At 41.4% G+C, this 23,426-nt stretch carries 28 protein-coding genes and 2 tRNA genes; 13 read left to right on the top strand and 17 right to left on the bottom strand.

What is annotated here, in order from left to right; translation table 11 throughout:
- Nucleotide 1: 1 nt before the first annotated feature.
- From BS636_RS10155 to BS636_RS10130, 7 genes are all read right to left on the bottom strand, one after another.
- The gene (locus BS636_RS10155) at nucleotides 2-214 is read right to left on the bottom strand and encodes a tail protein X (protein WP_099338647.1); all 213 of its coding nucleotides are present in this window, start codon (nucleotides 212-214) and stop codon (nucleotides 2-4) included.
- Between the two features lie 5 nt (nucleotides 215-219).
- The gene (locus BS636_RS10150; protein WP_099338646.1) at nucleotides 220-453 is read right to left on the bottom strand and encodes a hypothetical protein; all 234 of its coding nucleotides are present in this window, start codon (nucleotides 451-453) and stop codon (nucleotides 220-222) included.
- Between the two features lies 1 nt (nucleotide 454).
- Entirely contained in the window at nucleotides 455-619 is a 165-nt protein-coding gene (locus tag BS636_RS16295; RefSeq protein ID WP_171266009.1) for a hypothetical protein, read from the bottom strand.
- Nucleotides 616-1,065, bottom strand: a complete 450-nt coding sequence (locus tag BS636_RS10145; protein WP_099338645.1) for a head completion/stabilization protein — start codon at nucleotides 1,063-1,065, stop codon at nucleotides 616-618. The genes BS636_RS16295 and BS636_RS10145 overlap by 4 nt, the downstream gene beginning before the upstream one ends.
- A 120-nt stretch (nucleotides 1,066-1,185) precedes the next feature.
- Nucleotides 1,186-2,022: a phage terminase small subunit gene (gpM, locus tag BS636_RS10140; RefSeq protein ID WP_099338644.1), complete on the bottom strand. Its 837-nt coding sequence runs from the start codon at nucleotides 2,020-2,022 to the stop codon at nucleotides 1,186-1,188.
- Nucleotides 2,023-2,026: 4 nt separating this feature from the next.
- Complete coding sequence (locus tag BS636_RS10135) at nucleotides 2,027-3,031, bottom strand: phage major capsid protein, P2 family (RefSeq protein WP_099338643.1); 1,005 nt, start codon at nucleotides 3,029-3,031, stop codon at nucleotides 2,027-2,029.
- A 43-nt stretch (nucleotides 3,032-3,074) separates the two neighbouring features.
- Nucleotides 3,075-3,923, bottom strand: a complete 849-nt coding sequence (locus tag BS636_RS10130; RefSeq protein WP_099338642.1) for a GPO family capsid scaffolding protein — start codon at nucleotides 3,921-3,923, stop codon at nucleotides 3,075-3,077.
- 185 nt (nucleotides 3,924-4,108) lie between these two features.
- On the opposite strand from BS636_RS10130, the gene BS636_RS10125 reads away from it, so the two are divergent.
- A complete protein-coding gene (locus tag BS636_RS10125; protein WP_099339645.1) occupies nucleotides 4,109-5,878 on the top strand; it encodes a terminase large subunit domain-containing protein in 1,770 nt (589 codons plus the stop codon).
- Nucleotides 5,875-6,936, top strand: a complete 1,062-nt coding sequence (locus BS636_RS10120; protein WP_099338641.1) for a phage portal protein — start codon at nucleotides 5,875-5,877, stop codon at nucleotides 6,934-6,936. Before BS636_RS10125 ends, BS636_RS10120 begins: the two co-directional genes overlap by 4 nt.
- 79 nt (nucleotides 6,937-7,015) lie before the next feature.
- Here the strand turns inward: BS636_RS10120 and BS636_RS16565 are convergent, their stop codons facing one another.
- Together BS636_RS16565 and BS636_RS10115 are read right to left on the bottom strand one after the other, a co-directional pair.
- Nucleotides 7,016-7,147, bottom strand: a complete 132-nt coding sequence (locus tag BS636_RS16565; protein WP_265735282.1) for a hypothetical protein — start codon at nucleotides 7,145-7,147, stop codon at nucleotides 7,016-7,018.
- Between the two features lie 657 nt (nucleotides 7,148-7,804).
- Nucleotides 7,805-7,880, bottom strand: a tRNA-Arg gene (locus BS636_RS10115).
- 189 nt (nucleotides 7,881-8,069) lie between these two features.
- On the opposite strand from BS636_RS10115, the gene BS636_RS10110 reads away from it, so the two are divergent.
- From BS636_RS10110 to BS636_RS10080, 7 genes are all read left to right on the top strand, one after another.
- On the top strand, nucleotides 8,070-9,005 hold the full coding sequence (locus BS636_RS10110) for an ABC transporter ATP-binding protein (protein WP_099338640.1): 936 nt from the start codon (nucleotides 8,070-8,072) through the stop codon (nucleotides 9,003-9,005).
- Nucleotides 9,002-9,775, top strand: coding sequence for an ABC transporter permease (locus BS636_RS10105; RefSeq protein WP_099338639.1), 774 nt, complete (start codon nucleotides 9,002-9,004; stop codon nucleotides 9,773-9,775). The genes BS636_RS10110 and BS636_RS10105 overlap by 4 nt, the downstream gene beginning before the upstream one ends.
- Complete coding sequence (gene queF / locus BS636_RS10100) at nucleotides 9,775-10,590, top strand: NADPH-dependent 7-cyano-7-deazaguanine reductase QueF (protein ID WP_099338638.1); 816 nt, start codon at nucleotides 9,775-9,777, stop codon at nucleotides 10,588-10,590. Before BS636_RS10105 ends, queF begins: the two co-directional genes overlap by 1 nt.
- A 19-nt stretch (nucleotides 10,591-10,609) precedes the next feature.
- Nucleotides 10,610-11,260 (top strand): hypothetical protein, encoded by a 651-nt coding sequence (locus tag BS636_RS10095; RefSeq protein ID WP_099338637.1) that lies wholly within the window; start codon nucleotides 10,610-10,612, stop codon nucleotides 11,258-11,260.
- Nucleotides 11,261-11,555: 295 nt separating this feature from the next.
- Nucleotides 11,556-12,557 (top strand): lytic murein transglycosylase B, encoded by a 1,002-nt coding sequence (mltB, locus tag BS636_RS10090; protein ID WP_099338636.1) that lies wholly within the window; start codon nucleotides 11,556-11,558, stop codon nucleotides 12,555-12,557.
- A 288-nt stretch (nucleotides 12,558-12,845) separates the two neighbouring features.
- Nucleotides 12,846-13,457, top strand: a complete 612-nt coding sequence (locus BS636_RS10085; RefSeq protein ID WP_099338635.1) for a septal ring lytic transglycosylase RlpA family protein — start codon at nucleotides 12,846-12,848, stop codon at nucleotides 13,455-13,457.
- A gap of 230 nt (nucleotides 13,458-13,687) precedes the next feature.
- Nucleotides 13,688-14,143, top strand: coding sequence for a DUF962 domain-containing protein (locus tag BS636_RS10080; protein ID WP_099338634.1), 456 nt, complete (start codon nucleotides 13,688-13,690; stop codon nucleotides 14,141-14,143).
- 33 nt (nucleotides 14,144-14,176) lie between these two features.
- On the opposite strand, the gene BS636_RS10075 is transcribed toward BS636_RS10080, so the two are convergent.
- The 3 genes from BS636_RS10075 to rpsB form a co-directional block, all read right to left on the bottom strand.
- Entirely contained in the window at nucleotides 14,177-14,686 is a 510-nt protein-coding gene (locus tag BS636_RS10075; RefSeq protein ID WP_099338633.1) for a DUF3465 domain-containing protein, read from the bottom strand.
- 78 nt (nucleotides 14,687-14,764) lie between these two features.
- Nucleotides 14,765-15,640 (bottom strand): translation elongation factor Ts, encoded by an 876-nt coding sequence (gene tsf / locus BS636_RS10070; RefSeq protein WP_099338632.1) that lies wholly within the window; start codon nucleotides 15,638-15,640, stop codon nucleotides 14,765-14,767.
- A gap of 141 nt (nucleotides 15,641-15,781) precedes the next feature.
- Nucleotides 15,782-16,528, bottom strand: coding sequence for a 30S ribosomal protein S2 (rpsB, locus tag BS636_RS10065; protein ID WP_004892292.1), 747 nt, complete (start codon nucleotides 16,526-16,528; stop codon nucleotides 15,782-15,784).
- Nucleotides 16,529-16,736: 208 nt separating this feature from the next.
- Here rpsB and map point away from each other — a divergent pair, with 208 nt between their 5' ends.
- Entirely contained in the window at nucleotides 16,737-17,564 is an 828-nt protein-coding gene (map, locus tag BS636_RS10060; RefSeq protein ID WP_099338631.1) for a type I methionyl aminopeptidase, read from the top strand.
- Nucleotides 17,565-17,818: 254 nt separating this feature from the next.
- Nucleotides 17,819-19,054: a pyridoxal phosphate-dependent aminotransferase gene (locus BS636_RS10055; protein WP_099338630.1), complete on the top strand. Its 1,236-nt coding sequence runs from the start codon at nucleotides 17,819-17,821 to the stop codon at nucleotides 19,052-19,054.
- A gap of 126 nt (nucleotides 19,055-19,180) precedes the next feature.
- Here BS636_RS10055 and BS636_RS10050 read toward each other — a convergent pair whose 3' ends face one another.
- Nucleotides 19,181-19,591 carry a GFA family protein gene (locus BS636_RS10050; protein ID WP_099338629.1) on the bottom strand — a complete coding sequence of 137 codons (411 nt, stop codon included), beginning with the start codon at nucleotides 19,589-19,591 and terminating at the stop codon, nucleotides 19,181-19,183.
- A gap of 153 nt (nucleotides 19,592-19,744) precedes the next feature.
- Here BS636_RS10050 and BS636_RS10045 point away from each other — a divergent pair, with 153 nt between their 5' ends.
- Entirely contained in the window at nucleotides 19,745-20,176 is a 432-nt protein-coding gene (locus BS636_RS10045; protein WP_099338628.1) for a PaaI family thioesterase, read from the top strand.
- Nucleotides 20,177-20,198: 22 nt separating this feature from the next.
- Here the strand turns inward: BS636_RS10045 and BS636_RS10040 are convergent, their stop codons facing one another.
- Nucleotides 20,199-20,642 carry a hypothetical protein gene (locus BS636_RS10040; RefSeq protein WP_099338627.1) on the bottom strand — a complete coding sequence of 148 codons (444 nt, stop codon included), beginning with the start codon at nucleotides 20,640-20,642 and terminating at the stop codon, nucleotides 20,199-20,201.
- A gap of 236 nt (nucleotides 20,643-20,878) precedes the next feature.
- Between BS636_RS10040 and BS636_RS10035 the strand changes: the two genes are divergently transcribed.
- Nucleotides 20,879-20,954 (top strand) — tRNA-Asn (locus BS636_RS10035).
- Between the two features lie 352 nt (nucleotides 20,955-21,306).
- Here the strand turns inward: BS636_RS10035 and BS636_RS10030 are convergent.
- The 3 genes from BS636_RS10030 to recO are packed head-to-tail and all read right to left on the bottom strand — an operon-like array spanning nucleotide 21,307 to nucleotide 23,423.
- The gene (locus BS636_RS10030; RefSeq protein WP_099338626.1) at nucleotides 21,307-21,960 is read right to left on the bottom strand and encodes a tRNA-(ms[2]io[6]A)-hydroxylase; all 654 of its coding nucleotides are present in this window, start codon (nucleotides 21,958-21,960) and stop codon (nucleotides 21,307-21,309) included.
- A 13-nt stretch (nucleotides 21,961-21,973) separates the two neighbouring features.
- Nucleotides 21,974-22,699, bottom strand: coding sequence for a pyridoxine 5'-phosphate synthase (gene pdxJ, locus BS636_RS10025; RefSeq protein WP_099338625.1), 726 nt, complete (start codon nucleotides 22,697-22,699; stop codon nucleotides 21,974-21,976).
- Nucleotides 22,700-22,712: 13 nt separating this feature from the next.
- On the bottom strand, nucleotides 22,713-23,423 hold the full coding sequence (gene recO, locus BS636_RS10020) for a DNA repair protein RecO (RefSeq protein ID WP_099338624.1): 711 nt from the start codon (nucleotides 23,421-23,423) through the stop codon (nucleotides 22,713-22,715).
- Between the last annotated feature and the right edge of the window lie 3 nt (nucleotides 23,424-23,426).

Genomic DNA, 23,426 nt, shown 5'->3' with positions numbered 1-23,426 from the left:
TTTAGTCCCATAGCTGGATGGTTTGTTTAATTTGTTGTGGTGTTTCTAGATCTGGCAGAATGACTTCAGTCCCCATAGGAAGAAATGGGCCATACGCAGCAATGCCTGGATTGGCTTCAAGTACTTTTTCCACCACTCCGGAACTTCTGCCGTATTCCCTCCAGCAGATCGCATCGACTGTGTCGTTTTGCAGGGCATTGATGGTTTTGGCCATTCGCTTTATTCCTTGCAATCCAGGTTTTCAGTGATCAGTACTTTGCAAGAATAGGTCGTTGGATTAATTCCACCGGATTGCGAAGATAGCGAGACTTCAACTTTTAAATTGTTCTGTGTCAGATCCAGGCCTAGCTCTTTGGCAACAGTTTTTAAAGCAAGCTGCTCTAATTCCTTTTGACCAAAGTTATAGCTATGTGAACGTTGATGTTTTTCGATTGAAGAGATATTCATTTTCATATCATTTACCTCTGCGACGCTGGTTTAACCGACGTTTCTTTTGGCTGATACGGTTTGGCTTATTTTGGGAAGGGTGGAACTTAAGATCACATCCTTCATTAAAATCCATTGCTTTAATACCAAATGCAGCAGCTGCTGCAGCTAAAAGGCCTTTTATATTTCTCATATCAGTTCCACCACAGTATGGTTTTCACCTAATAATTGAAGAATTGCCCACTGCTTGTTTCGACGGTAATCATCCACAGTGAGTTCTGCTTGCTCAGCTTTTTTTGCCCCTGAATTGGAACTGTCATAATTGCGATAATTCTCATTAATCTTGGCTGCGACACCATTGGCCACAGCTGACATATACAGATAATCCGTTTCAGGCTGGTCATTAATTTCAGAGGTTGATAAATCGGAGAGTTGAGCTGCTTTGTCTTTTAAACTTTTCAGCAGTCGATTTACATCGATCACTTCTTCAATGATGGCTTGCTGGAGTCGGGCATTTGTGACTGCTCCATCGATTCTGACGATTTCACGGATGTGATCCAAATCAACATTCGGATAAAACGAGTCACTCTTGATGACGATCTGGCTTGGTGTACTATTGCCATTTGCAACAAATCCCATTCTGTCCCCTGCCTTTGTTTTTATTGAATATTTAGTGCATGGGTGGGAACAATGGGCTTAATGTGTATTACATTGTAATGACATCACCATTGTTCGCCCATGCGGTGCGTGGGCACTCGGTTAGGTCGGTTTGAATGACAAGTTGCCTTGATCATCTACGAGTTGCGAACCATCTGCATTGAGCAAAGGTTCAGCCTGTTTTGGTGTTTGTGGCGGGAACTTTTTCAACAATGTTTCCATGTTTTTTAAGTCCTGTTTGCCACCACATTTGTCGTCCAGCTCAATGGCTCGTTCCAAATATGCCTGGGCCTCTTGAGCGAACTCAATGTCTGACTGACTTGGTTCATCTTTGCTTTGGATTTGCTTGATCGTCGCTTTACCTAATGCAACCAGAAGTTTTGCTTTGACTTGATCAGGCATATCCGGGAGTTTTTCTTTGACTTGATCAGGCATATCCGGGAGTTTTTCTTCAAACTCTGTATTGAGGGCAAGCTGTTCAAGCTGCTGCAGTACTTCAATATCAATATCTGCATTAGTTTTCAGCTTCTTCAAAAATGCATTTGCAATTTCTTCAGTCACTAAAGTTGCAGTTTTACGTTCAAAGCGGTCTGGCATGATCATGTTATGCACGAGTGCAAACTCAGCCATTTCTAATGCTTTGGCATAGTTTTCAACATCGATACACCACACCAAAACCGTCATAAATACGACATCTTGAACCGATTTATTGGCTTCAATAATTCCGTCTACATATGGCAGATAGGTTGGTACCAATGCTTTTTTAAGCTGGATTTTCGCTTCAGTAGATTGAATCTGCTTTAAGCGATGGCGGTCATTGTTAAGCTGGGCAAGTTGCAATTCATAAAATGATTGCTCTTGCATGGTGCCGAACTCAGCAGCCGTTTCGGCTGCTGCTTTAGCACTATGTTTTTGGAAATGTCGACGTGCTAATGACATAGGCTTACACCGATTCGATGTTTTCTGCTAATGCAGCAAGGCCTAGATCTTCGATGTAGTAATCTTCGTTTGAAGATTCATAGTTTTCGATCTGGTCACGTTTCGGGTTGTCGATGACAGTACGACGACGAGCACCTTCCTGAACGTAAATTGACAGGTTGTCGAAAGTGGTCACAAGGATGGTACCTTCAGGGAAGAATGGCACCGCATAAACAGGCAGGTTACCCATACGTTTCTGGCTGATAATGATATCTGCTGCCAGTTTTTCAGAGTTATCCTGGTCTTTGTTGACCAGTGGGAAGTACTTGTCTGAAACCGTTTTACGGTTACACAGTACAACCAGATCAGGATTGTCCTGGTGCACTTCATCAATCAGTTCACTGACCATATCCATGACCAAGGCATCGACATTGTGATAATCACCCGTTGCGCCAATGGTAATTTTTCCATCAACATCACCGGATGACATAACACGTGCAGCATTTTCTTCACGCATTTTTTGCAGCCAGCCTTTATTCACATCCTGCAATTTCGGATTGGCAACAATGTCTGTGGTCGCTGCATAAGATGTACCGTTGAAACCGATCATGATACGGTCAAGGCCTTGGCGTTTTTGGATTTGACCAGAGAAACGTGCATAGAAATCTTTGAACTTCGCCCATTGGTCCAATTTTGCGTATTTAATCGCTGTATCAAAGTTGGTTTGACGACAGAAATAGAAACGCTGGTCCATAGATGATGGATCTACAGCTTGGCGGTCAGTGGTACCTGTATTGGTACGCGATGCAATCGGACGTGAAATGCCCAGGCCTACAGCTGCACCAGACTGTTCTGGTACCACAAAAATATTAATTTTCTGTAGGAATGCAGAAGACAACTGGATTTTATCTTCCAGTTTTTGTTGAACTGATGGCTCAACATTGAACTTTTGAGAAACTTTTTCAACGTTGTTCAATTTAGCCAGCTGCTTCATGGCAGCGTTATATTTAAAACGTGTTTCGTTACGCATGATGTGTACTCTTTTTAATGCTGGTAAGGGCTAACGAACTGAATTAGCAATCAACAACTTCATTGAAATTAGAATTGCCAGATTTAGGACGTGGGTCAGTATCCGGTTCACTGTCCAGCTTGCTTTTCAATTCATTGAAGTCTTGTTTGAGCTGCTCATGCTCGGTATTTAAGGTATTGAAATCATTCTCAAGTTTTGAAACAGCTTGACCTTGGTTTGCTGTTTCCTGAGCGATTTCAATAATGGCTTGTTCCTGTTCGGAGAAAGATTCCGCAGGCTTTTTCTCGGGTTTTTCTTGTTTTGAGAAAAGCTGTTTTACTTTTTCAATAACACCTGCGGAATAGGATTGCGGCTCTTTCACTTCTTCAAATTCAAGAGTGACTTCTTGAGCTGCAGTAAACAGGTTTTCTGGACGTTGCTTTTTGTCGGCCAATGGATTGATTTTGGCACCCGCTGCAAACTGAAGCATTTCGGTACCGAGTGATGCTGGGCTATCCGTTACAGCAAGCCCGATCAAGTATGCAGTACCTTTATTGGCAAAGTTTTCATCTACTTCAATGGATGTATAAACTTTTTGCTTTTGCTTGTTCAGCTCAATCAGGCTTTGCGTCGGTTCAATCTGAGCAAATAGCGCATCTTTTTCTTCACCATCGATGGTGACTTTCTCAGTTTTTAATGCCAGGACATCGCCATAGGCACCAAACACACTGCCCGGATAAATACTACGGAAATGCTCAATATTGATGCGAGCACCATAAGTATCTGGATTATAGTTTTGTGCCATTTGGATGATCCAATCAGCCTGGATCTCGCGACCGTCGGTTGTGTCACCAGCTACAGCAATACGAAACCATTTCGATTTGTATTTCTTGTCTTTGTTGTCTTTGCTCATTTGCAAACCTATTTGTTAATCAGGAACGGATAAAAATCACGATTTTGAATAGGTGCAGAATGGGCAATCTGGCGCATGCACTGCAATTAAAGGGGCTTGTATATAAGCCATATACAAATAGGCTCGACTGATAATTAAGCCTTGTACTGCCAATGTTTGCACATTAAAGCAAACAGCAAATGGCAATGAATGACTTATCCCCTATAGCAAATTTGCACCTGATTATGGACAACAAACTCAAAGCCAAGTTTTTGTATTGGCTTGGGTGGAAAATTGTCGATATTGCAGAAGTCCTCAATGAAAATGAGCGAACTGTCCAGGCATGGAAAACACGCGAAGACTGGGAAAAAGAGAAACCCGAAAACCGTGTTGAGAATGCCCTGACGGTTCGCCTAATGGTGCTCATCCTAAAAAATAAAAAGACATCGGGCGACATTAAAGAAATTGATATGTTGATGCGGGCATATAAAGAATTCGCCCGGATTGAAAAGTATCGCAATGATGGATCCGAAGCCGATCTGAATCCGGAGATCCGCAAACGTAACTCTGCCCCACGCAAAAAAGTTCCAAATCACTTTACTGAAGAACAGATTGAAGAACTGGTTCTGGCGTTTGAGGAAAACTTATTTGAATACCAATGGACCTGGTACCGTGCAGGCGATCAACGTTCACGTGCAATTTTAAAAAGTCGTCAGATTGGTGCGACTTATTACTTTGCCAGGGAAGCACTGATTGATGCTTTAAAAACTGGTCGAAATCAGATTTTCCTATCTGCTTCCAAAGCCCAGGCACATATTTTCAAGCATTACATTAAGGCCTTTGCTGCCGATGTCTGTGGTGTGGAACTTACTGGGGATCCGATTGTTCTTTCCAATGGTGCAGAACTTTTGTTCCTGGGAACAAACTATCGTACTGCTCAGGGCCATCACGGTAATTTTTATTTCGATGAATTTTTCTGGACGCATGGTTTCAATGAACTGGAAAAAGTTGCATCGGCAATGGCCTTGCATAAAAAGTGGCGTAAGACCTACTTTTCAACTCCGTCCACCATTACCCATGAAGCCTACGGATTCTGGACTGGTGCTCGATTCAATAAAGGACGTCCAAAGGATAAACAGGTCACCATCGATGTTTCACATGATTCCCTGAAAAAAGGGCGTAAATGTGAAGACAAAATCTGGCGTCAGATTGTCACGATCCTGGATGCTGAAGAAGGTGGATGTGATCTATTCAATATTGATGACCTTCGATTTGAATACTCTGCAGAAGACTTCCAAAACTTATTGATGTGCGAGTTTGTGGATGATGGTCAGAGCATGTTCCCACTCAATATGCTTATGCATTGTATGGTGGACAGTTTGGAGCTTTGGTCAGATTTCAAAGTCTGGCATACACGTCCATTTGCAAACAAACCTGTCTGGGTTGGATACGATCCGGCTTTAAGTGGTGACAATGCCGGTCTTATTGTACTTGCACCACCAGCTGTAGCCGGGGGCAAGTTCCGAGTATTGGAACGTCATCAATTTAAAGGTGATGACTTTGCCCAGCAAGCTGAACACATCCGAAATATCACTAAGCGCTATAACGTCACTTATATAGGTATCGATACGACGGGCATGGGTGTTGGTGTTGCTGAATTGGTTCGTCAATTCTTCCCTGCTGTTCATGCCTTTAAATATTCACCAGAAGTTAAGGCTCAGCTCGTCTATAAAACCTTAGATGTCATCCGTAATGGCCGTCTTGAATATGACGCAGGCGACAAAGACCTGACCCAGTCATTAATGAGTATCAAAAAAACAATGACTGCAAGCCAAACACAAATCACTTTCACAGCCGGACGTTCAGAAGAAATAGGCCATGCGGATCTTGCATGGGCACTTATGCATGCGATCTATAACGAACCATTGGCTGGTATTACAGAAACAAACACTTCCGTATTGGAGATTTATTCATGAATCCTTTTTCAACAGCTAAAAGTTTGATGAACACAGCATTAAACTTTTTACCTCAACCTTTACAGCAATCTATTCCACAAAAAACCGAAGCATTTTCATTTGGTGATGCGGTACCAGTTTTGGATGGCCATGATTTATCAAATTATATGGAATGCTGGTTCAATGGTCGCTGGTATGAACCTCAAGTGAGCCTGGAAGGATTATCTAAAAGCTGGAAATCCACGCCCTACTTGAGTAGTGGAATTATTTTTAAACGAAACTTTTTGGCCAATTTATTTATTCCACATACCCGTTTAAGCCGTAAAGCATTTGAACAAATTGCTTTAGACTTTATCTGGTGTGGGAATACTTATGTTGAGGATGTACGTTCAAGACTCAAAAATACAATTGAGTTTAAGCCAGCATTGGCAAAGTACACCCGTGCTGGAGAACATAAAGGACAGTACTTCTATTTAAACCATGGCCATCGTGGCTATGAAGAATATGAATTTGCTCAAGACCGTATTTGTCATATTCGAGAAACGGATATTGATCAGGAAATTTATGGAACTCCAGAGTATATGTCTGCTTTACAAAGTGCCTGGCTAAATGAATCAGCGACTTTATTCAGACGCAAGTATTACAACAATGGTTCTCATGCCGGTTTTATCTTATACGTGAATGACCCAGCCAGTGATCCAAATGACATCACCGCCCTGCGTACTGCATTGAAAGAAAGTAAGGGGCCAGGAAACTTCCGCAATCTTTTTTATTACAGTCCAAATGGTAAGAAGGATGGTATCCAAGTTATTCCAACTTCAGAGATTGCAGCTAAGGATGATTTCACAAATATTAAATCCATTACTCGTGATGACACACTTGCTGCTCTTCGGATCCCGCCACAGCTCATGGGAATTGTACCCAACAATGCCGGTGGCTTCGGTGATATCAAATCTGCGACTGAAGTTTTTTATCACAATGAAATTACCCCTCTTCAATCACGTCTACTTCAGTTCAATGAATGGGCCGGTGATGAAGTGATTAAGTTCAAAGAATATGGATTGATTCAATCGAAATAAATTTATAGATGTTGGTACCCTCATTAATAAGGGAACCAAAATTAATATAAAGCCTGCAATTGCAGGCTTTTTTATTGGATTAAGCATAAATGAGAAGAATTCCCAACTGTACCACCAGCACCCCAGCCCCGCGCAGTTGCCCCACCCCACCTGCCCGCTCTAAATGTGGCTGATTTACTGCAGAGCCAAGCAAAACGGAAAATAAAGCCAAGGCATGTCGTTATTACTATCTTTCAAAGCTTAGGCTAAATTTTTGATACTGCATTTCACTACAAAATACGATCTTTCAAAAAAAGCCAAAACAAATATTTCACCGACCTCATTTCAAGCACATCAAGAGAAACTTTCAAAGCCAATCAGGATATAAAAATGTCTTTTCTAGATAGTGGATAACGATTGAAGTAATAAAGTAATAAGTATTTGCAAGTGACTGAATTTAAATAATTAAACACATTACTTTTAAAGGTAATTTTTTGTAATTTTTGAAGTAATATTTTATAAGTTATTGATTTTATTAAATACATAAATAAATAAAAATCACTTTTTTACACAGTAATTTATTACCTTGATATTACTTATTTATTACTTTTTAAAACCGATGCAAGCTATTGAATTAATTATGTTTATATAAAAATATTACTTTATTACCTCAAAAAACATATACCCCCTATTTATTTTTTAGGATTCTCAAATAAAGGGTTTTTGATGTTTTTCACTCGTTTTTCATTCTTTACGTGGGAATGATTTGGGAATAAATCAGTCATTAACACGTAAATTAAAGTGTTCTCTATAAACAGGGATATATCTTCATTCCCTTTAAAAATCAGTTAATTACTTATTACTGATCTTCTTTATAGATATAAGAATCTGGTGCGCCCAGCGGGACTCGAACCCACGCCACAGGCTTCGGAGACCTGTACTCTATCCAGTTGAGCTATGAGCGCTTATATGAGGAGTGCGCACATCATAACAAAAAATCGCATAAGGTAAACAACTATATATAAGTCAGTGATTTTAGTGTCTATGCTTTGAACAATCTTCTCACACCTTTATAAAAGAATTCCCACTCAATCACTTGGCTTATTTATGCAGATCACTCACAATATCTCAATTTTTCACCATTTGAGATCTCCATGACTGATGCATTGACCTTAAGGGATTTGTCAAAGACCTATCGAAATGGCTTTCAAGCATTAAAAGGTATTAATCTGGATGTACCAGAGGGTGAGTTTTATGCCCTGCTCGGTCCGAATGGTGCAGGTAAGTCAACGACTATCAGCATCATTAGTTCATTAACAAAAAAGACCTCTGGAACTGTTGAGATTTTCGGTCACAACCTGGATACCCACCCTTCTGAAGCCAAACAATGTTTAGGCGTGGTACCCCAAGAATTTAACTTTGCCCAGTTTGAGAAGACATTTGACATTCTGGTGACTCAAGCAGGTTATTACGGTATTCCAAAGAAGATTGCCCAAGAACGTGCTGAAGAATATTTGAATAAACTGGGATTGTGGGAAAAACGCTCTACACAAGCACGTATGCTCTCTGGCGGGATGAAACGTCGTCTAATGATTGCCCGCGCCATGATGCATGAACCTAAGCTTCTCATTCTCGATGAACCCACCGCAGGTGTCGATATTGAGCTGCGTCGCTCGATGTGGGACTTCCTGAATGAGATGAATAATAAAGGGACTTCGATTATTCTCACCACACATTATCTGGAAGAAGCAGAAATGCTGTGCCGCCGGATTGCGATCATTGACCGTGGTGTGATCAAAGAAGATACCACCATGAAGAATTTCTTGAATCAGCTGAATGAAGAATCTTTTATCTTTGATTTGGCTGAGCCGATTGAACCACTTCATCTCGACATTATTGGTGTGAAGTTTAATCTGGTTGATCCTGTGACCTTAGAAATCACCTTGGATAAGGCGCACAGCATGAATGATCTGTTCCAGTTACTGGAATCGCAAAATATTAAAGTGCGTAGTATGCGTAATAAATCCAATCGTCTTGAAGAATTGTTTGTGAAAATGGTTGAGAAAAACCTCGATGGAGCTGCGCAATGAATTTAAATCAACTTGGTGTTGCTCTCTATACTATTATTCATAAAGAAATTCGTCGTTTTATGCGGATCTGGCCGCAGACATTACTGCCACCTGCGATTACCATGACTTTATATTTCGTGATCTTTGGTAATCTGGTTGGTTCACGTATTGGTGAAATGGGCGGCTTTAGTTATATGCAGTTTATTGTGCCCGGCCTGATTATGATGGCGGTGATTACCAATAGTTATGCCAACGTATCTTCCAGTTTCTTTAGCTCTAAATTCCAAAAGAGCATTGAAGAACTAATCATGAGTCCGGTACCACTACATGCAATCCTTTGGGGTTATGTTTTAGGCGGTGTGGCCCGTGGCATCTTAGTAGCCATTATTGTGACCAGCATGAGTCTGTTTTTTACTGACTTATATATTACCAACTGGTTCGTGACTATATATACAGTACTGGTGACCTCACTACTGTTTTCATTGGGCGGCTTTATCAATGCGGTCTATGCCAAATCTTTTGATGACATCTCGATTATCCCGACTTTTGTGCTAACTCCCTTGACTTATTTAGGTGGTGTATTCTATGCCATCAGCGTCTTAAGCCCTTTTTGGCAAAATCTCTCTTTAGTTAACCCGATCGTCTATATGGTGAATGCATTCCGTTTCGGCATTTTAGGTCATAGCGATGTCAATGTGTCTATTTCATTGGCTGTGATTACCTTCTGGTGTGCTGTGTTATACGGTATTGCTTACTATTTATTGTCTCGTGGTTCAGGAATGCGTGAATAATGAGTGTAGAACATTCTCTTCTTGGTAAAGACACCAACTATCCAACAGAATATCAACCGGAGATTCTGTACCCCATCTCACGTGCGCCTGCGCGTGAAAAATATGCCCATGTTGAAGCCATTCAACAAGGCAAAGACTGGTGGCATATTTTTGAAATTTCCTGGTTAAATGCTACCGGTGTGCCCCAAGTGGCGATTGGCCGCATGACCTTACCGGCATCTTCTCCTAACTTGATTGAATCTAAATCTCTTAAGCTGTATTTCAACAGCCTGAACTTTGCCAAGTTTGAGTCTAAACAAGCTTTTATTACGACTGTAGAACAAGATCTTTCCAAAGCTGCTGAAGCCGATGTGAAGTTAGATCTATTCCATGTCGATGATCTGGACATTTCCAAGCCGGAAGGCATTTGTCTGGATGACTTAACTCCAGAACGTCTGGAAAATCATCCTGATGCGACGTTATTAGCACTGGATCATGAAAGCGATGAACAGGTCGAAGTTCAGCTTTATTCACATTTATTAAGAAGTAACTGCCCAGTCACTGGACAACCGGACTGGGGTACAGTATTTATACGCTATCAAGGTAAGAAACCTTGTTATAAGAGTATTTTGGCTTATATTATTTCTTACCGTCAGCATAACGGTTTCCACGAACAATGTGTGGAACAGATGTTTGCCGATATCTGGCAAAATCTGAAACCTGAAAAGTTGATGGTATATGCGACCTATACACGCCGTGGTGGATTGGATATCAACCCTTGTCGTGTATCGGACATTACATGGATGCCTCGCCCTATTCGTTTAGCGCGACAATAAAAAACATTGAGGTTTAGCGATGCCTTTTTTTGGATTTATTCCTTCAGCAGAACTTTTAAATACAATTCAGACTGCACAGAAAAATAAAAACTCCAGCGAACCGCTGTATCCACTTCGTGACAAGACGGCATTGATGATCAATGATGAGATCATCGATGCCATTTTGACCGAACTTGTACGCAAGTTCCCGGCAAGTGATAAGCGTGAAACTGCGGAAAAATTGGCGGGATATATAAAGTCCACCGTGGCAGTTTTACTCAAACAGTTATTGGGTAAAGCTTCCAATGATGTGGTCCGTGAATCCATTGCCTTTTCTGAACGCAGTCTGTTTAAGGATCCTGAAGGCAACTTCCGCATCGGTGAATCTCTGGAAGCTAATCTGGTAACCAATCTGAAGCATCAATTTGCTGAGGTGAAAGCTGGGAATGACATCGATAAACAGACACTAAGCAATCTCTATAAAGAGTTTGGCGAAGCGACTGTGCGTCATTTCATGGTCGATTTCAATAAAACCCTGGATCTGGGCATGATTAAACGTAAGGCTGCCGATATCGGCGCTTCTGCGGTGATTAAGGCAGTTAACATTGCTACAGATAAAATCATCCTGAAATTGAACAAGGATGAGCTAAAGGCAATGGCGGAATACCACGATACTTTGTTCTATCCTTAATATAAGTTGATAAAAAAAGCCTGACTGATGTCAGGCTTTTTTATTGCCTATGAAATAGCTTGTTACAGTAAATCCATATTCACAGGAAAAATGCGTCAAAAATAACCATGCTTTGTCTTTTTTTGTCAAAGCAATTGGATGTCATTATCCAGTCAATGTTATCTTTAATGGTTCTGAGCAATTGTGTTCTGTTTACAAGATTTTATTGATTTTTTTTGCCTCTTTTTTCAGGCATAAATAGAACTGCAGCATGCCCTATTGCCAACTCATTCATGAAATTGGAAATCACTGTCAGATGTTAAAACCACATTTTTATAAAAAACTTAAACAACTTTCTCTAGTACTCGCTGCACTAAGTTTTAGTGGCCTTAGCCAAGCCAATGATTTCCAGGCCCATCCTTCTTATTCCGCTTTTAAAATCAAAACCATGCAACAGTATGGTTTAAGCAGTGAACAGATTGACTGGTCCATGAATGGCACACGTAATTTGCCCAATGTACTGAGCATCATGAGCCGTCCAGGCGAATCTAAACCGTGGTATAGCTACAAAACCAATTTCCTGGCTGAGAGTACTATTCAGCGTGGGGTACGCTTTAAACAGCAGTATGCGGATACCCTGAATCGTGCTGAACAGCAGTTTGGTGTACCACAGGCGATTATTCTCGGAATTCTGGGGGTAGAAACCGGTTTTGGCAGCAATAAAGGCTCTTTTATTACCCGTGATGCACTCGCTACCCTTGCATTTAATGGGGACCGCCGCAATGAATACTTCCAGGATGAGCTTTCTGCATTGATTGCATGGTCCTATAAGGATGGCATTTCAACATCATCTGTAGTGGGTTCTTATGCAGGTGCGGTGGGTTATCCGCAATTCATGCCAAGTAACATCACCAAGTTCGGTGTGGACTATGATGGCAATGGTCATATTGACCTGCGCAATTCAGCAGCCGATGCCATTGGTTCTATTGCCAATTATCTGGCTAATCATGGTTGGCAGCGTAATCAGCCAATCGCCTTTCCTGCCCGTTATACCGGTTCAAATCCGGATACGGTGATTGCCAAAGATCTGGCCCAACCTACACCATATGGTGTATTAAAAACTCAAGGTATTAGTCCGATGAATCCGATCGTAAAAATTGACGATCTGGATTTGGTCAATGTCATTCAATTGCAAGAAAATTATGGATCGATTTACTACATTACTTATCCAAATTTTCAGGTGATTACCACCTATAATCGCAGCCGAATGTACGCGACTGCTTTGTGGTTGTTAGGTACAGAAATCGTGAGCCGATAAGGCTCTTTTTTAACGCAAGACACAAAAGTCAACAATTTTTTATGGAAAATAGTTCAAATTCTGGACTTTTTTCATATCTTGTTACATTTTTGATCATTTTTTAACCACTTATTGTTTATTTTGTGTGCTTTTCAAGACTATTTTAATTAAAGACTAGACAGGCTATTGCCCGCATGAATATTATCCATTTCGTCAAGTGTAGTTGCATAAGTTAAATATCAGGCTCGTTTACTTGGTTTTTCAGCACTTTAGATTAACCTTTTGAACCCGCTGCTAGGAGTTGATTCGATGCATTCTTCAATCAAATACTTAATGGCCATTGCCACGACCGTTACGCTAACGCAGTCGCAGGCAGAATTGGTCCAGTCATCATCGTTGAACAACGATCATGACCGTTCACGTGTTGCGACACGTGTTCTGAATCGTGAAGCTCAAAGCTTCAATTCAAACTTTACAAATTTAAGCAGCCTTTCAATCACTGAGCGTTCTGGCGATAAAGTTCGTCGTGAAACGATTGCAGCAAAAATTGAAATCCCTGAAGAAGAGCCTTCAGTGATTGAAAAACTGAACACAGTTGCTTCCAACACCGTTCGTAAATTCAGCCAGACCGGTACAGCGTCTTGGTATGGTCGTCAGTTCCATGGTCGTAAAACGGCTAGCGGTGAAACTTTCGACATGAATGGTATGACTGCAGCTCACCGTAGCCTGCCATTGAACTGTTACATTCGTGTGACCAACAAGAACAATGGCAAGAGTGTGGTCGTGAAAGTTAATGACCGTGGTCCATTCCATGGTAACCGTGTTCTTGATTTATCTTATGGTGCAGCGAAGCAAATTGGCATCACCAATGCCGGTACTGCTAAAGTCAGTATCGAGCGCGTACAAGGGCCGAACTCTTAAGATTTAGCTTATTAACGCATTTGACTAGAAGCCACAGATCATGTGGCTTTTTTTATGGACTATTCATTGTGCTTAAATTTGAACTTATTTCAGCTGTGCTGTTACTGCTCTTATCCGCTCTGCTCGTCTATTGGTCATTTTCCAGTACGCTGACTTCCTGACGAGTGAATTTTGACCACTACCCCGTTCTGCTTTATATTTTAAATAAATAGAAGAACCGGGAGTGGAAAATGAAAACTGTTACGGAATGGTTTGACGAATACAGCGAAAGCCATCAGAACAAAACCAACAAACTGATCCACTGGGTCTGTGTTCCCACCATCTATTTTTCTATTATTGGAATTATTGCCCACTTCAGTGCGTTACTGACTGCATTATTGTTGGTCCTGGCAATGGTTTTCTATACCCGTCTAGATATTGTATTGGCGGTTGCCATGGCAGCGCTGACTTTAGTCATGGCCTGGTTGATCTGGATTCTGCCAGTGGGTGCCGGTTTTTATATCGGGCTGTTTGTTTTTGCCTGGATCGGTCAGTTTTATGGTCATAAAGTGGAAGGAAAAAAGCCTTCGTTCTTTAAAGACCTTCAATTCCTTCTCATTGGCCCGATTTGGTGCATGGATGCCTATTTAGGCAAAGTACTTCCTTTTTGGAAAAGTCGCCAGATAAGCGAAATGAAGCGCATTTAGCGCTATTGTTCGATTTATTCAATTGGAAGAACCTTATTGATAGGTTCTTCCTTGATATTTTAGCCAGCCATCGACATGTTTACGGTTTGGATCATGATGGGTCCAATGAATCACTCCGCCCTTGTCGCTATATTCATATTCACCATAAAATTCGACCTGATCACCTATCTGGATATTGTCGATTCGTAGCGCCAGATCGATATTATGAGCTACCAATACAGTATGACCATTTTCTAGTTCTAAAATAAATTTCTGATGACGAGAGCCTTCATTATCATCTTCTAATACAGCAATCACTTCACCAGCACCCTGAACTTGAATATCACTTTGTCTTTGCTGATAAGCCTGTTGAATTCGTGCAACATCAGTATCTACCGTACTACGACTTGAACGATTAGACTGTTGGTTTCGTTGTTCAGTGCTTTCCTGTGCAGGTGCAAAAGTATTAGTCTGTTGCTTGGACTCAGATAGATCTAGTCCTAAATAGGCAGCAACCAGAAGTGCGATGACTGCCCCAATTCCCATATTTGTTTTATTTGCCATAGCTCCTCCCTGATAAGTACTTATTTAAGCACAAAAAAAGCCCCATCAAATGGGGCTTTTTTCTAATTCGTTACCGAATTATTGTGCAGCAGCCTGAGCAGCAGCAACTTCTTCAGCGAAAGAAAGCTCAGCTTTCTTCTCGATGCCTTCACCCACTTCGAAGCGAGTGAATTGAGCAACTGTAGTACCAGTTGATTTAAGGATTTCAGCAACTTTTTTGTCGTTGTCGATAACGTATTGTTGACGCTCAAGAACAACTTCGTTCAGGTATTTCTCAACAGAACCTACAACCATTTTCTCAACGATGTTTGCTGGTTTACCAGATTCAAGCGCTTTCGCTTCAGCGATTTCTTTTTCTTTCGCGATTAGCTCAGCTGGAACTTGTTCAGCAGAAACTGCAACTGGGTTGAACGCAGCAACGTGCATTGCAATACCTTTACCAGTCGCGTCATCACCTGTGTAAGACACAACAACACCGATACGAAGACCGTGTTTGTAAACTGCAAGGTTTTCACCTTCAACAATTTTCGCACGACGTACTTGGATGTTTTCACCAATTTTTTGAACAAGCGCGATACGAGCTTCTTCAACAGTAGCGCCATCTTCAAGTTTAAGTTCAGCGATTTTAGCAGCATCAGTTTCGCCAGCAGCAAGAGCAGCAGCAGCAACTTTAGCAGAGAAACCAGCAAAGTTTTCGTCTTTAGCAACGAAGTCAGTTTGACAGTTTACTTCTAAAAGGATTGCTTTGTTACCTTCCTGAACGATAGTGATCGCGCCATCAGCAGCGATGTTACCCGCTTTTTTAGCTGCTTTTGCTTGACCAGATTTACGAAGGTTATCAATCGCAAGTTCGATGTCACCACCAGCTTCTGTCAAAGCTTTTTTACATTCCATCATTGCTAGACCTGTACGATCACGCAATTCTTTAACCATGCTTGCTGTAACTGCAGTCATGTTTATCTCCTAAATACGGTAGAAAATGAATTCTTTATAGAACAGAAACGGCCCAGAGGATTCTCATGGGCCGCCTGCATACACGACGCTTACTTTGCCACCATCACGTGTCGCAAAAATGACAAGCTAGCGTCTAACGCATTAAGCCTCAGAAGCTGGAGCTTCTTCTGCTTTAGCTTGTGCATTTGCTTGTGATTGAGCATATTCTTTACCAGCAAGAATCGCATCAGCCATAGCAGAAGCATAAAGAGTAACTGCACGGATCGCATCATCGTTACCCGGAATAACGTAGTCTACGTTGTCTGGGTTAGAGTTTGTATCAACGATACCGATTACAGGAATACCAAGGTTTTTAGCTTCTTTGATTGCAATTGCTTCGTGATCAACGTCGATTACGAATAATGCGTCAGGTAAACCACCCATGTTTTTAACGCCGCCAAGACCGCGTTCAAGTTTTTCCATCTCACGAGTACGCTCAAGAGCTTCACGTTTAGTAAGCTTAGCGAAAGTACCATCTTGAGATTGAGTTTGAAGGTCTTTTAGACGGTTGATTGACTGACGAAGAGTTTTCCAGTTAGTCAACATACCACCTAACCAACGGTGATCAACATATGGTTGACCAGCGCGTTGAGCTTGTTCACGGATGATTGCAGAAGCTGCACGTTTAGTACCAACGAACAAAACTTTGTTCTTTTTGCTAGCCAATTGGTTAGCAAAGTTCAAAGCATCATTTAACGCAGGAACAGTGTGCTCAAGGTTGATGATGTGAATTTTGTTACGTGCGCCAAAGATGTATTGACGCATTTTTGGGTTCCAGAAACGAGTTTGGTGACCAAAGTGCGCGCCAGCTTGTAGAAGGTCGCGCATGCTTACGTTGTAATCTGCCATTTTCTTTACCTTAAAGATTTGGGTTAGGCCTCCATATATCCGCATTCTCCACCCTTGCGGGCACCCAGAGTAATGTGACGATATATGTGCGGATTTTTAATACACCATTCATCAAGCTACGCAAATATATTCACGAAAAAGCATTTGATAAAATGGGCGGCTATTTATACCATAGTCGCACACAAATTTCCAAAAGTTTTTAGAGATCATGAACACTACTTATCAAGCTCCCCGTCGTTTAATTAAATCCGCTGAAGATATCGAAAAGATGCGCGTAGCTGGACGACTGGCTGCAGAAGTTTTGGATATGATCAAACCGCATATCAAACCGGGTGTTTCGACGCTTGAATTGGATACGATTTGTCATGACTATATTATAAATGTACAGGACGCGATTCCAGCATGTTTAGGCTATGGCGCAGCGCCAGGTCGCCCTGCTTTCCAACATACAATCTGCACATCTGTAAACCATGTGGTATGCCACGGCATCCCATCTGAAGGCAAGATCCTGAAAAAAGGCGATATTCTGAACATCGACGTGACTGTGATCAAAGATGGTTTCCATGGTGATACCAACATGATGTATATCATCGGTGGTGAGACTTCGATTTTGGCTAACCGTCTATGCAAAGTCGCGCAAGAAGCGATGTATCGCGGTATTGCAGTGGTTAAACCAGGTGCAACCATGGGTGATATTGGCCATGCGATCCAAAAATATGTGGAATTTGAACGTTTTAGCGTTGTACGTGAATACTGTGGCCACGGCATCGGCACCACTTTCCATGACGAACCACAAGTTTTGCACTATGGTCAGCCGAATACCGGCATGATCCTTGAAGAAGGTATGACTTTTACCATTGAGCCAATGGTCAATGCAGGTGTGTGGCAAACCAAACTGCTTGGTGACAAGTGGACTGTTGTGACCAAAGACCACAAATTGTCTGCTCAATATGAGCACACTCTTTTGGTAACAAAAAATGGCGTAGAAGTGCTGACTGCCCGTCCTGAAGAAGATTTGTCACGTTTTACAGCATAAGGCTTACAGGAAGTGCACAAAAAAGGTTACCCTCAGGTAGCCTTTTTTATTTTATATTTCACGTATTTTACGGATTTCTAATGTGGTTGGAATGCCTTCAGTGACTGCAATCCAGCATCGAAGTTCAAGATAAACTTCAGCCACTACAACACTTTTTCCGTAAAGTTTTATAAATTCTTTTGCCCAATATGCACCAATATAGGCTAAGATATTGTGCTTTTTATTTTTTAATCCCTATAAGAAGGAATACTGCCGTGGACGTACGTCTCTCTGATCGTGTAAATGCCATCAAACCGTCCCCAACGCTAGCTGTGACTAACAAAGCTGCTGAGCTTAAAGCTGCTGGTCATAACGTAATTGGCTTGGGTGCAGGTGAACCAGATTTTGATACACCACAACACATCAAAGATGCAGCAATTGCAGCGATTAACAACGGTTTCACCAAATACACCGCTGTTGACGGTACGCCAGGTCTTAAAAAAGCAATTATTGCTAAATTAAAACGTGACAATAACCTTGACTATGCAGCGAACCAGATCTTGGTTTCTTGTGGTGGTAAACAGTCTTTCTTTAACTTGGCACTTGCTTTGTTAAACAAAGGTGATGAAGTGATCATCCCTGCACCATTCTGGGTAAGCTACCCTGACATGGTAATCATCGCTGAAGGTGTTCCTGTAATTGTGAAATGTGGTGAAGAACAACGTTTCAAAATCACTCCTGAACAATTAGAAGCTGCAATCACTGACAAAACTCGTCTAGTTGTACTCAACAGTCCTTCTAACCCTACAGGCATGATCTACACTAAAGCTGAACTTGAAGCTTTGGCTGCAGTACTGCGTAAATACCCAGAAGTATTGATCGCATCTGATGATATGTACGAACCAATCCGTTGGGATGACGAGTTCTACAACATCGCAACTGTTGCTCCAGACCTTTACGACCGTACAATCGTATTGAATGGTGTATCTAAAGCCTATGCAATGACTGGCTGGCGTATCGGCTACGCAGCGGGTCCTGCTAAACTCATCGGTGCGATGAAAAAAATCCAGTCTCAATCAACTTCTAACCCAACTTCTATTTCACAAGTTGCTGCAGAAGCTGCATTGAATGGTCCTCAAGACGTACTTGTACCTATGGTTGAAGCATTCAAACGTCGTCACGACCTAGTTGTGAATGGCCTGAATGACATCAAAGGTATCTCTTGCCTACCTGCTGACGGTGCATTCTATGCATACGCAAACATCAAACCATTGATTCGTGCGAAAGGTCTTAAATCTTGCACAGAATTTTCTGCTTGGTTACTGGAAGAAACTGGTGTTGCAGTGGTTCCTGGTGATGCATTCGGTCTAGGCGGCTTCATGCGTATCTCTTACGCAACTGCTGACGAAGTACTTGTAGATGCACTTGCACGTATCAAGAAAGCTGCTGATTCAATCGAAGGCGTTGATGCTGCGATTGCTTCTATCGAAGCTGAAAAAGCTGCTCAATAATATAAAGACTTTCCTAAGTTTTTAAGTAAAAAACCCGCGTTGATCGCGGGTTTTTCTTTTATTTCTTTTATTTCTTTTAAATCATTTCAAATTCTTTATCTTAAATTTCATATTCTCAAATTAAAATTATGAGTTGTCAGAGCTAAACATCTCGATCACTTCAGCTTCGGTCATTTTCTTGGTGTGGTTATTAAATGCATAAAATTCTGGCTGGTGATCTACATAAATTTCCAGATTGAAATCCAGATCCTCAGGCAATTCATCTAAAGTAAATACATTAATATTGGCAAACGAATGATCTATGGTTCGCCAGAAAATAAAAGTGCCGCACGCACCACAGAAACCGCGTTCCGCCCATTCTGAGGATTTAAATACAGATAAATGCTGCTGGTCGATAAAGTTAATATCTTCTATATCAATCGACATTAATGGTCCACCCGTCTGGCGGCAGCACATTGAGCAATGGCAGGCAGCAACTTCATGGTTTCTGAGTTGCACTTCAAACTGCGTCGCACCGCATAGACATCTTGCTTTCATGAGCATTCCTCATTGGTCTTATTCTTATATTTATAGTTAAACCAAGGTAAAAACCCTGCATACACCGATCATACAATTTTTAATTACTGCTTGAATCTCCACCCATCTAGAATTTAAAGATCAATCCAGAATCTAAAACGACAAGGACAGGCAATGAATATTAAGAATCTTTCAGGTTTACAGATTATGCAAGAGATGTGTAAAGGCAACCTGCCCATGCCTTCTATGGCAACCACCATTCCCATGTCACCTAGTGAAGTCGAACTCGGTCATGTCACCTTCCTTGTTAAAGCAGATGAACGCCATTTAAATCCTATGGGCGGCGTACACGGCGGTTTTGCAGCAACTGTTTTAGATACTGTAACGGGCTGCGCAATTCATACTTTACTTGAAGCCGGTGTCGGTTATGGCACGATTGATCTAAATGTAAAAATGTGTCGTCCGATTCCTCATAACCAGGAACTGAAAGCGGTCGGAAAATCAATTAATCTCAGTAAAAATCTAGGTATTTCCGAAGGTCAAATTCTGGATGACGAAGGTCGCATTTATGCCCATGCGACTGCGACCTGTATGATTTTCCGCTAAATCATCTCACTTTAAGGAATGCTTAAAGCACGCCCCACTTGGTCTGTGGCGCTTTCACAAGTTGCGGTTGAGTCAATGCTTGATATTCAAAATAATGTTTAGAGACATTGGCTACGCTGAGTGATTGAATCTGCTCAACAGATGCTTGCCAAACCCTAGACTGATTTGAGCCAGTCAATAAATTGCCTGAAATCGCGTAAATATAGAGATCTTTCGGTTGTGGTTCTGGTGCATTTAGAAATACTTCGAAGCTAAATTGACGTTCTTGTTCTACCAACCATTTTTCTGCAAACCATAATTGTAGCAAATCACCTAAGTACAACTGTTTAGCAGCTAAAGGCCATAAACGGATTTTTGCATCAGCAACAGGGGTAAAATACTGGGTCGCGTCCTGGATAATATCGAGGTAGTTTTCTTGATAAAAAGACAGTTGAGAGAAAATTTGGGGGATAGTGAGCGTATTCATTCGCTTTCTCCGGTTTAGCCATTTTTGTGCTGGCAAGTAGGTTTAAATCCACACTGTTTGACCATCTGGTCAAACGACTTTATTTTTTTAATTTAGCAACTCACTTATAGGCTGACAAGCTTTTTTTGAAATTTGCATTTGATTGTTTAAATTAAAATCAGACAAACTAGATTTGCAATAAATATAGAAGTTTTTGCTTGACCCCTGTCAAAATCCCTCTATAATCGCATTCAGATTCTCCCATAGCTCAGTCGGTAGAGCGACGGACTGTTAATCCGCAGGTCCCTGGTTCGAGCCCAGGTGGGAGAGCCAAATTCAAGAAAGCCCAAACATTTAAGACTTGGGCTTTTTTATTGCTGTAATTTCTTATCAAAATAAAAACTTTTCATCTTTTAATCCTCCCCCATTCGTTTATAAATTTAAAATGATCGCAATTCAATGAAATTGCTTTAATTATTTTTGAGTGATTTCTCATATCCAGCAAGGATAGATTTACTGGTAATTAATATTTAACTTTTCTTTACCCCCTCTTCAATAATTAGTATCTTATTAAAGGTTCAAATTTTGCTTAGGCTATTTTAAATCCCTAGTTTCACAGGATTCTGCCAGACTTTCCACAATTATAAAAAAATCCCCCAATTTGGAGGATTTTTTAAAGTATGTTTTAAGCCGCTTTAGCCGGTACACCACTATGGAAACGGAACATTTCATCTGGACTTAAAATCAGATTCTTTTCCACTTCACGAATATGTTCAATACGGCTCTGAATATCCTCTTTTGGATTTTTCAGCTTCGCTTCTTTTGCCACATCCATCGCTAAGGCTAAATAGTCCTCATAATGGCGAGATTCGGATTTCAATAAATAACGGTAGTAACGCCCTAATTCTTCATCGACCAGCGGTGCGAGCGCATAGAAACGCTCACAAGAGCGTGCTTCTACAAAGGCACCAATCACCAGCACATCAATCAGTGCTTCTGGCTCATAGGTACGGATTTCTTTGCGTAAGCCACCTGCATAACGTCCTGCACTGAGCCCCGCCCATTGCTGACCACGCTTGTTCATGAATTCCAGTACTTGTTCATAATGAAGCATTTCTTCACGGACTAACTGTGCCAGTTTTACCTGTAGATCTACAAAGAAACTATAGCGAAACATCAGGTTCATTGCAGTACTCGCTGCTTTCTTCTCACAGTTAGCATGATCCTGCATCAGGATATCCAGATTCTGCAAAGCTTCGTCCAGCCAGGCTTTAGGCGTTTCACAACCCAAGAAGCCAATGACTGGCTTCATGAGTTCATCATAATCAATATTCGACATAAATTTCTTAATCTTAACGTGCAGCTTTAATTACAGCCTTCATTTGTTGTACAGCTTGCGCCAGTCCAACAAAAACTGCATCAGCAATAATCGAGTGACCAATATTTAATTCATGAATTTGTGGAATTGCAGCAATTGGAGTGACATTGTCAAGATTCAAACCATGACCAGCATTGACCACTAGACCTTTAGAAGCCGCATATTCAGCGCCTTTGATAATGCGCTCTAACTCCACTTGCTGAGCTTCTGGCGTTTCAGCATCGGCATAAGCACCGGTATGCAACTCAATCGTTGGTGCACCGCAAGCCACAGCAGCATCAATCTGAGCAATGACTGCATCAATAAATAAAGACACATCACAACCAATTGCAGTCAGTTCTTGAGTGGCTTTTTTCACATCTTCAAAATGACCGACCACATCCAGACCACCTTCAGTGGTGACTTCTTGACGTTTCTCTGGCACAAAGCAAACATGATGTGGCTGAATCTCTTTGGCGAAAGCAACCATTTCATCAGTCACTGCCATTTCCAGATTCATATGAGTTTTTAATACTGGACGCATACGACGTACATCATCATCCTGAATGTGACGACGGTCTTCACGCAAGTGCAAGGTAATGCCCTCTGCACCCGCCTGTTCGCAGATCAATGCAGCATTGACTGGGTCTGGGTACGTCGTACCACGTGCTTGTCTTAAAGTTGCGACATGGTCAATATTGACACCAAGTAATGCAGCCATAATGTTTTCCTAACTACGATTGAGATTGAGAATTTTGGATCCACAATTGTCGACTTTTCAGTGGTCGATCGCCCAGTAAGGCGCTAATCACCTGTCGATAAAGCTTCGTCAGTAATTGTAACTGTTCTGGATTAAAATCCCCACCATTTTCATAGTGCTGCATGGTTAAAATCTGCTGGCCAGATACCGTTGCACGGCTTTCTTTGGCAGTCGGCATAAAGCCATCATTGAGCTGAAAATAATACTGTTGCTGCGGATTGATTTCTATCTGATTCGCATCCACTGAAAAATCAAGCGCATAACCAAGTTCTTCAAGTAGTACATACTCAAACTGACGTAGAATCTGTTTCAGATAAGTATTTGGATCTTGCTGAGCAGACAAGTTTTGCAAAGCCGTTAAGGTTTCGCCATATTTGGCAAAGGTTTGCGGCATTTCTACTTCAAGTGGGCATAAGCGCAGCAGAATTTCATTGAGATAAAAGCCAGAAAAGAAAGCATCGCCAAAGAAAAAAATTGGCTGATTGACTATTTCTAGTTTAGTAAAGTTTTTCAGTTCTGATTTACCAGACGCTTGCAGACTAATGGGCTGATATTGCGGTGGTGGGGTTTGTCTGAGAATCCCATCAATACGGCCGTATTCACGGGTAAATAAATACACAATATGGCTGCGATCACGATATTTTCGGTGATGGATCAGATATCCATGCAGCACTTCATTACGCATAAA

Source organism: Acinetobacter sp. LoGeW2-3 (assembly GCF_002688565.1).
Taxonomy (GTDB): Bacteria; Pseudomonadota; Gammaproteobacteria; order Pseudomonadales; family Moraxellaceae; genus Acinetobacter.
This window is presented reverse-complemented; position numbering and strand designations above follow the sequence as displayed.

Bases quoted from the DNA above. Each gene is read 5' to 3' on its own strand.
- BS636_RS10045 (WP_099338628.1), top strand. From the start codon at position 19,745: ATGAATATTAAGAATCTTTCAGGTTTACAGATTATGCAAGAGATGTGT.
- mltB (WP_099338636.1), top strand. From the start codon at position 11,556: ATGTTAAAACCACATTTTTATAAAAAACTTAAACAACTTTCTCTAGTA.
- map (WP_099338631.1), top strand. From the start codon at position 16,737: ATGAACACTACTTATCAAGCTCCCCGTCGTTTAATTAAATCCGCTGAA.
- pdxJ (WP_099338625.1), bottom strand. From the start codon at position 22,699: ATGGCTGCATTACTTGGTGTCAATATTGACCATGTCGCAACTTTAAGA.
- BS636_RS10080 (WP_099338634.1), top strand. From the start codon at position 13,688: ATGAAAACTGTTACGGAATGGTTTGACGAATACAGCGAAAGCCATCAG.
- recO (WP_099338624.1), bottom strand. From the start codon at position 23,423: ATGCGTAATGAAGTGCTGCATGGATATCTGATCCATCACCGAAAATAT.
- BS636_RS10040 (WP_099338627.1), bottom strand. From the start codon at position 20,642: ATGAATACGCTCACTATCCCCCAAATTTTCTCTCAACTGTCTTTTTAT.
- BS636_RS10150 (WP_099338646.1), bottom strand. From the start codon at position 453: ATGAAAATGAATATCTCTTCAATCGAAAAACATCAACGTTCACATAGC.
- BS636_RS10050 (WP_099338629.1), bottom strand. From the start codon at position 19,591: ATGAAAGCAAGATGTCTATGCGGTGCGACGCAGTTTGAAGTGCAACTC.
- queF (WP_099338638.1), top strand. From the start codon at position 9,775: ATGAGTGTAGAACATTCTCTTCTTGGTAAAGACACCAACTATCCAACA.
- BS636_RS10145 (WP_099338645.1), bottom strand. From the start codon at position 1,065: ATGGGATTTGTTGCAAATGGCAATAGTACACCAAGCCAGATCGTCATC.
- BS636_RS10085 (WP_099338635.1), top strand. From the start codon at position 12,846: ATGCATTCTTCAATCAAATACTTAATGGCCATTGCCACGACCGTTACG.
- BS636_RS10135 (WP_099338643.1), bottom strand. From the start codon at position 3,031: ATGCGTAACGAAACACGTTTTAAATATAACGCTGCCATGAAGCAGCTG.
- BS636_RS10095 (WP_099338637.1), top strand. From the start codon at position 10,610: ATGCCTTTTTTTGGATTTATTCCTTCAGCAGAACTTTTAAATACAATT.
- BS636_RS10110 (WP_099338640.1), top strand. From the start codon at position 8,070: ATGACTGATGCATTGACCTTAAGGGATTTGTCAAAGACCTATCGAAAT.
- BS636_RS10130 (WP_099338642.1), bottom strand. From the start codon at position 3,923: ATGAGCAAAGACAACAAAGACAAGAAATACAAATCGAAATGGTTTCGT.
- rpsB (WP_004892292.1), bottom strand. From the start codon at position 16,528: ATGGCAGATTACAACGTAAGCATGCGCGACCTTCTACAAGCTGGCGCG.
- BS636_RS10075 (WP_099338633.1), bottom strand. From the start codon at position 14,686: ATGGCAAATAAAACAAATATGGGAATTGGGGCAGTCATCGCACTTCTG.
- gpM (WP_099338644.1), bottom strand. From the start codon at position 2,022: ATGTCATTAGCACGTCGACATTTCCAAAAACATAGTGCTAAAGCAGCA.
- BS636_RS10155 (WP_099338647.1), bottom strand. From the start codon at position 214: ATGGCCAAAACCATCAATGCCCTGCAAAACGACACAGTCGATGCGATC.
- tsf (WP_099338632.1), bottom strand. From the start codon at position 15,640: ATGACTGCAGTTACAGCAAGCATGGTTAAAGAATTGCGTGATCGTACA.
- BS636_RS10030 (WP_099338626.1), bottom strand. From the start codon at position 21,960: ATGTCGAATATTGATTATGATGAACTCATGAAGCCAGTCATTGGCTTC.
- BS636_RS10125 (WP_099339645.1), top strand. From the start codon at position 4,109: ATGAATGACTTATCCCCTATAGCAAATTTGCACCTGATTATGGACAAC.
- BS636_RS10105 (WP_099338639.1), top strand. From the start codon at position 9,002: ATGAATTTAAATCAACTTGGTGTTGCTCTCTATACTATTATTCATAAA.
- BS636_RS10120 (WP_099338641.1), top strand. From the start codon at position 5,875: ATGAATCCTTTTTCAACAGCTAAAAGTTTGATGAACACAGCATTAAAC.
- BS636_RS16295 (WP_171266009.1), bottom strand. From the start codon at position 619: ATGAGAAATATAAAAGGCCTTTTAGCTGCAGCAGCTGCTGCATTTGGT.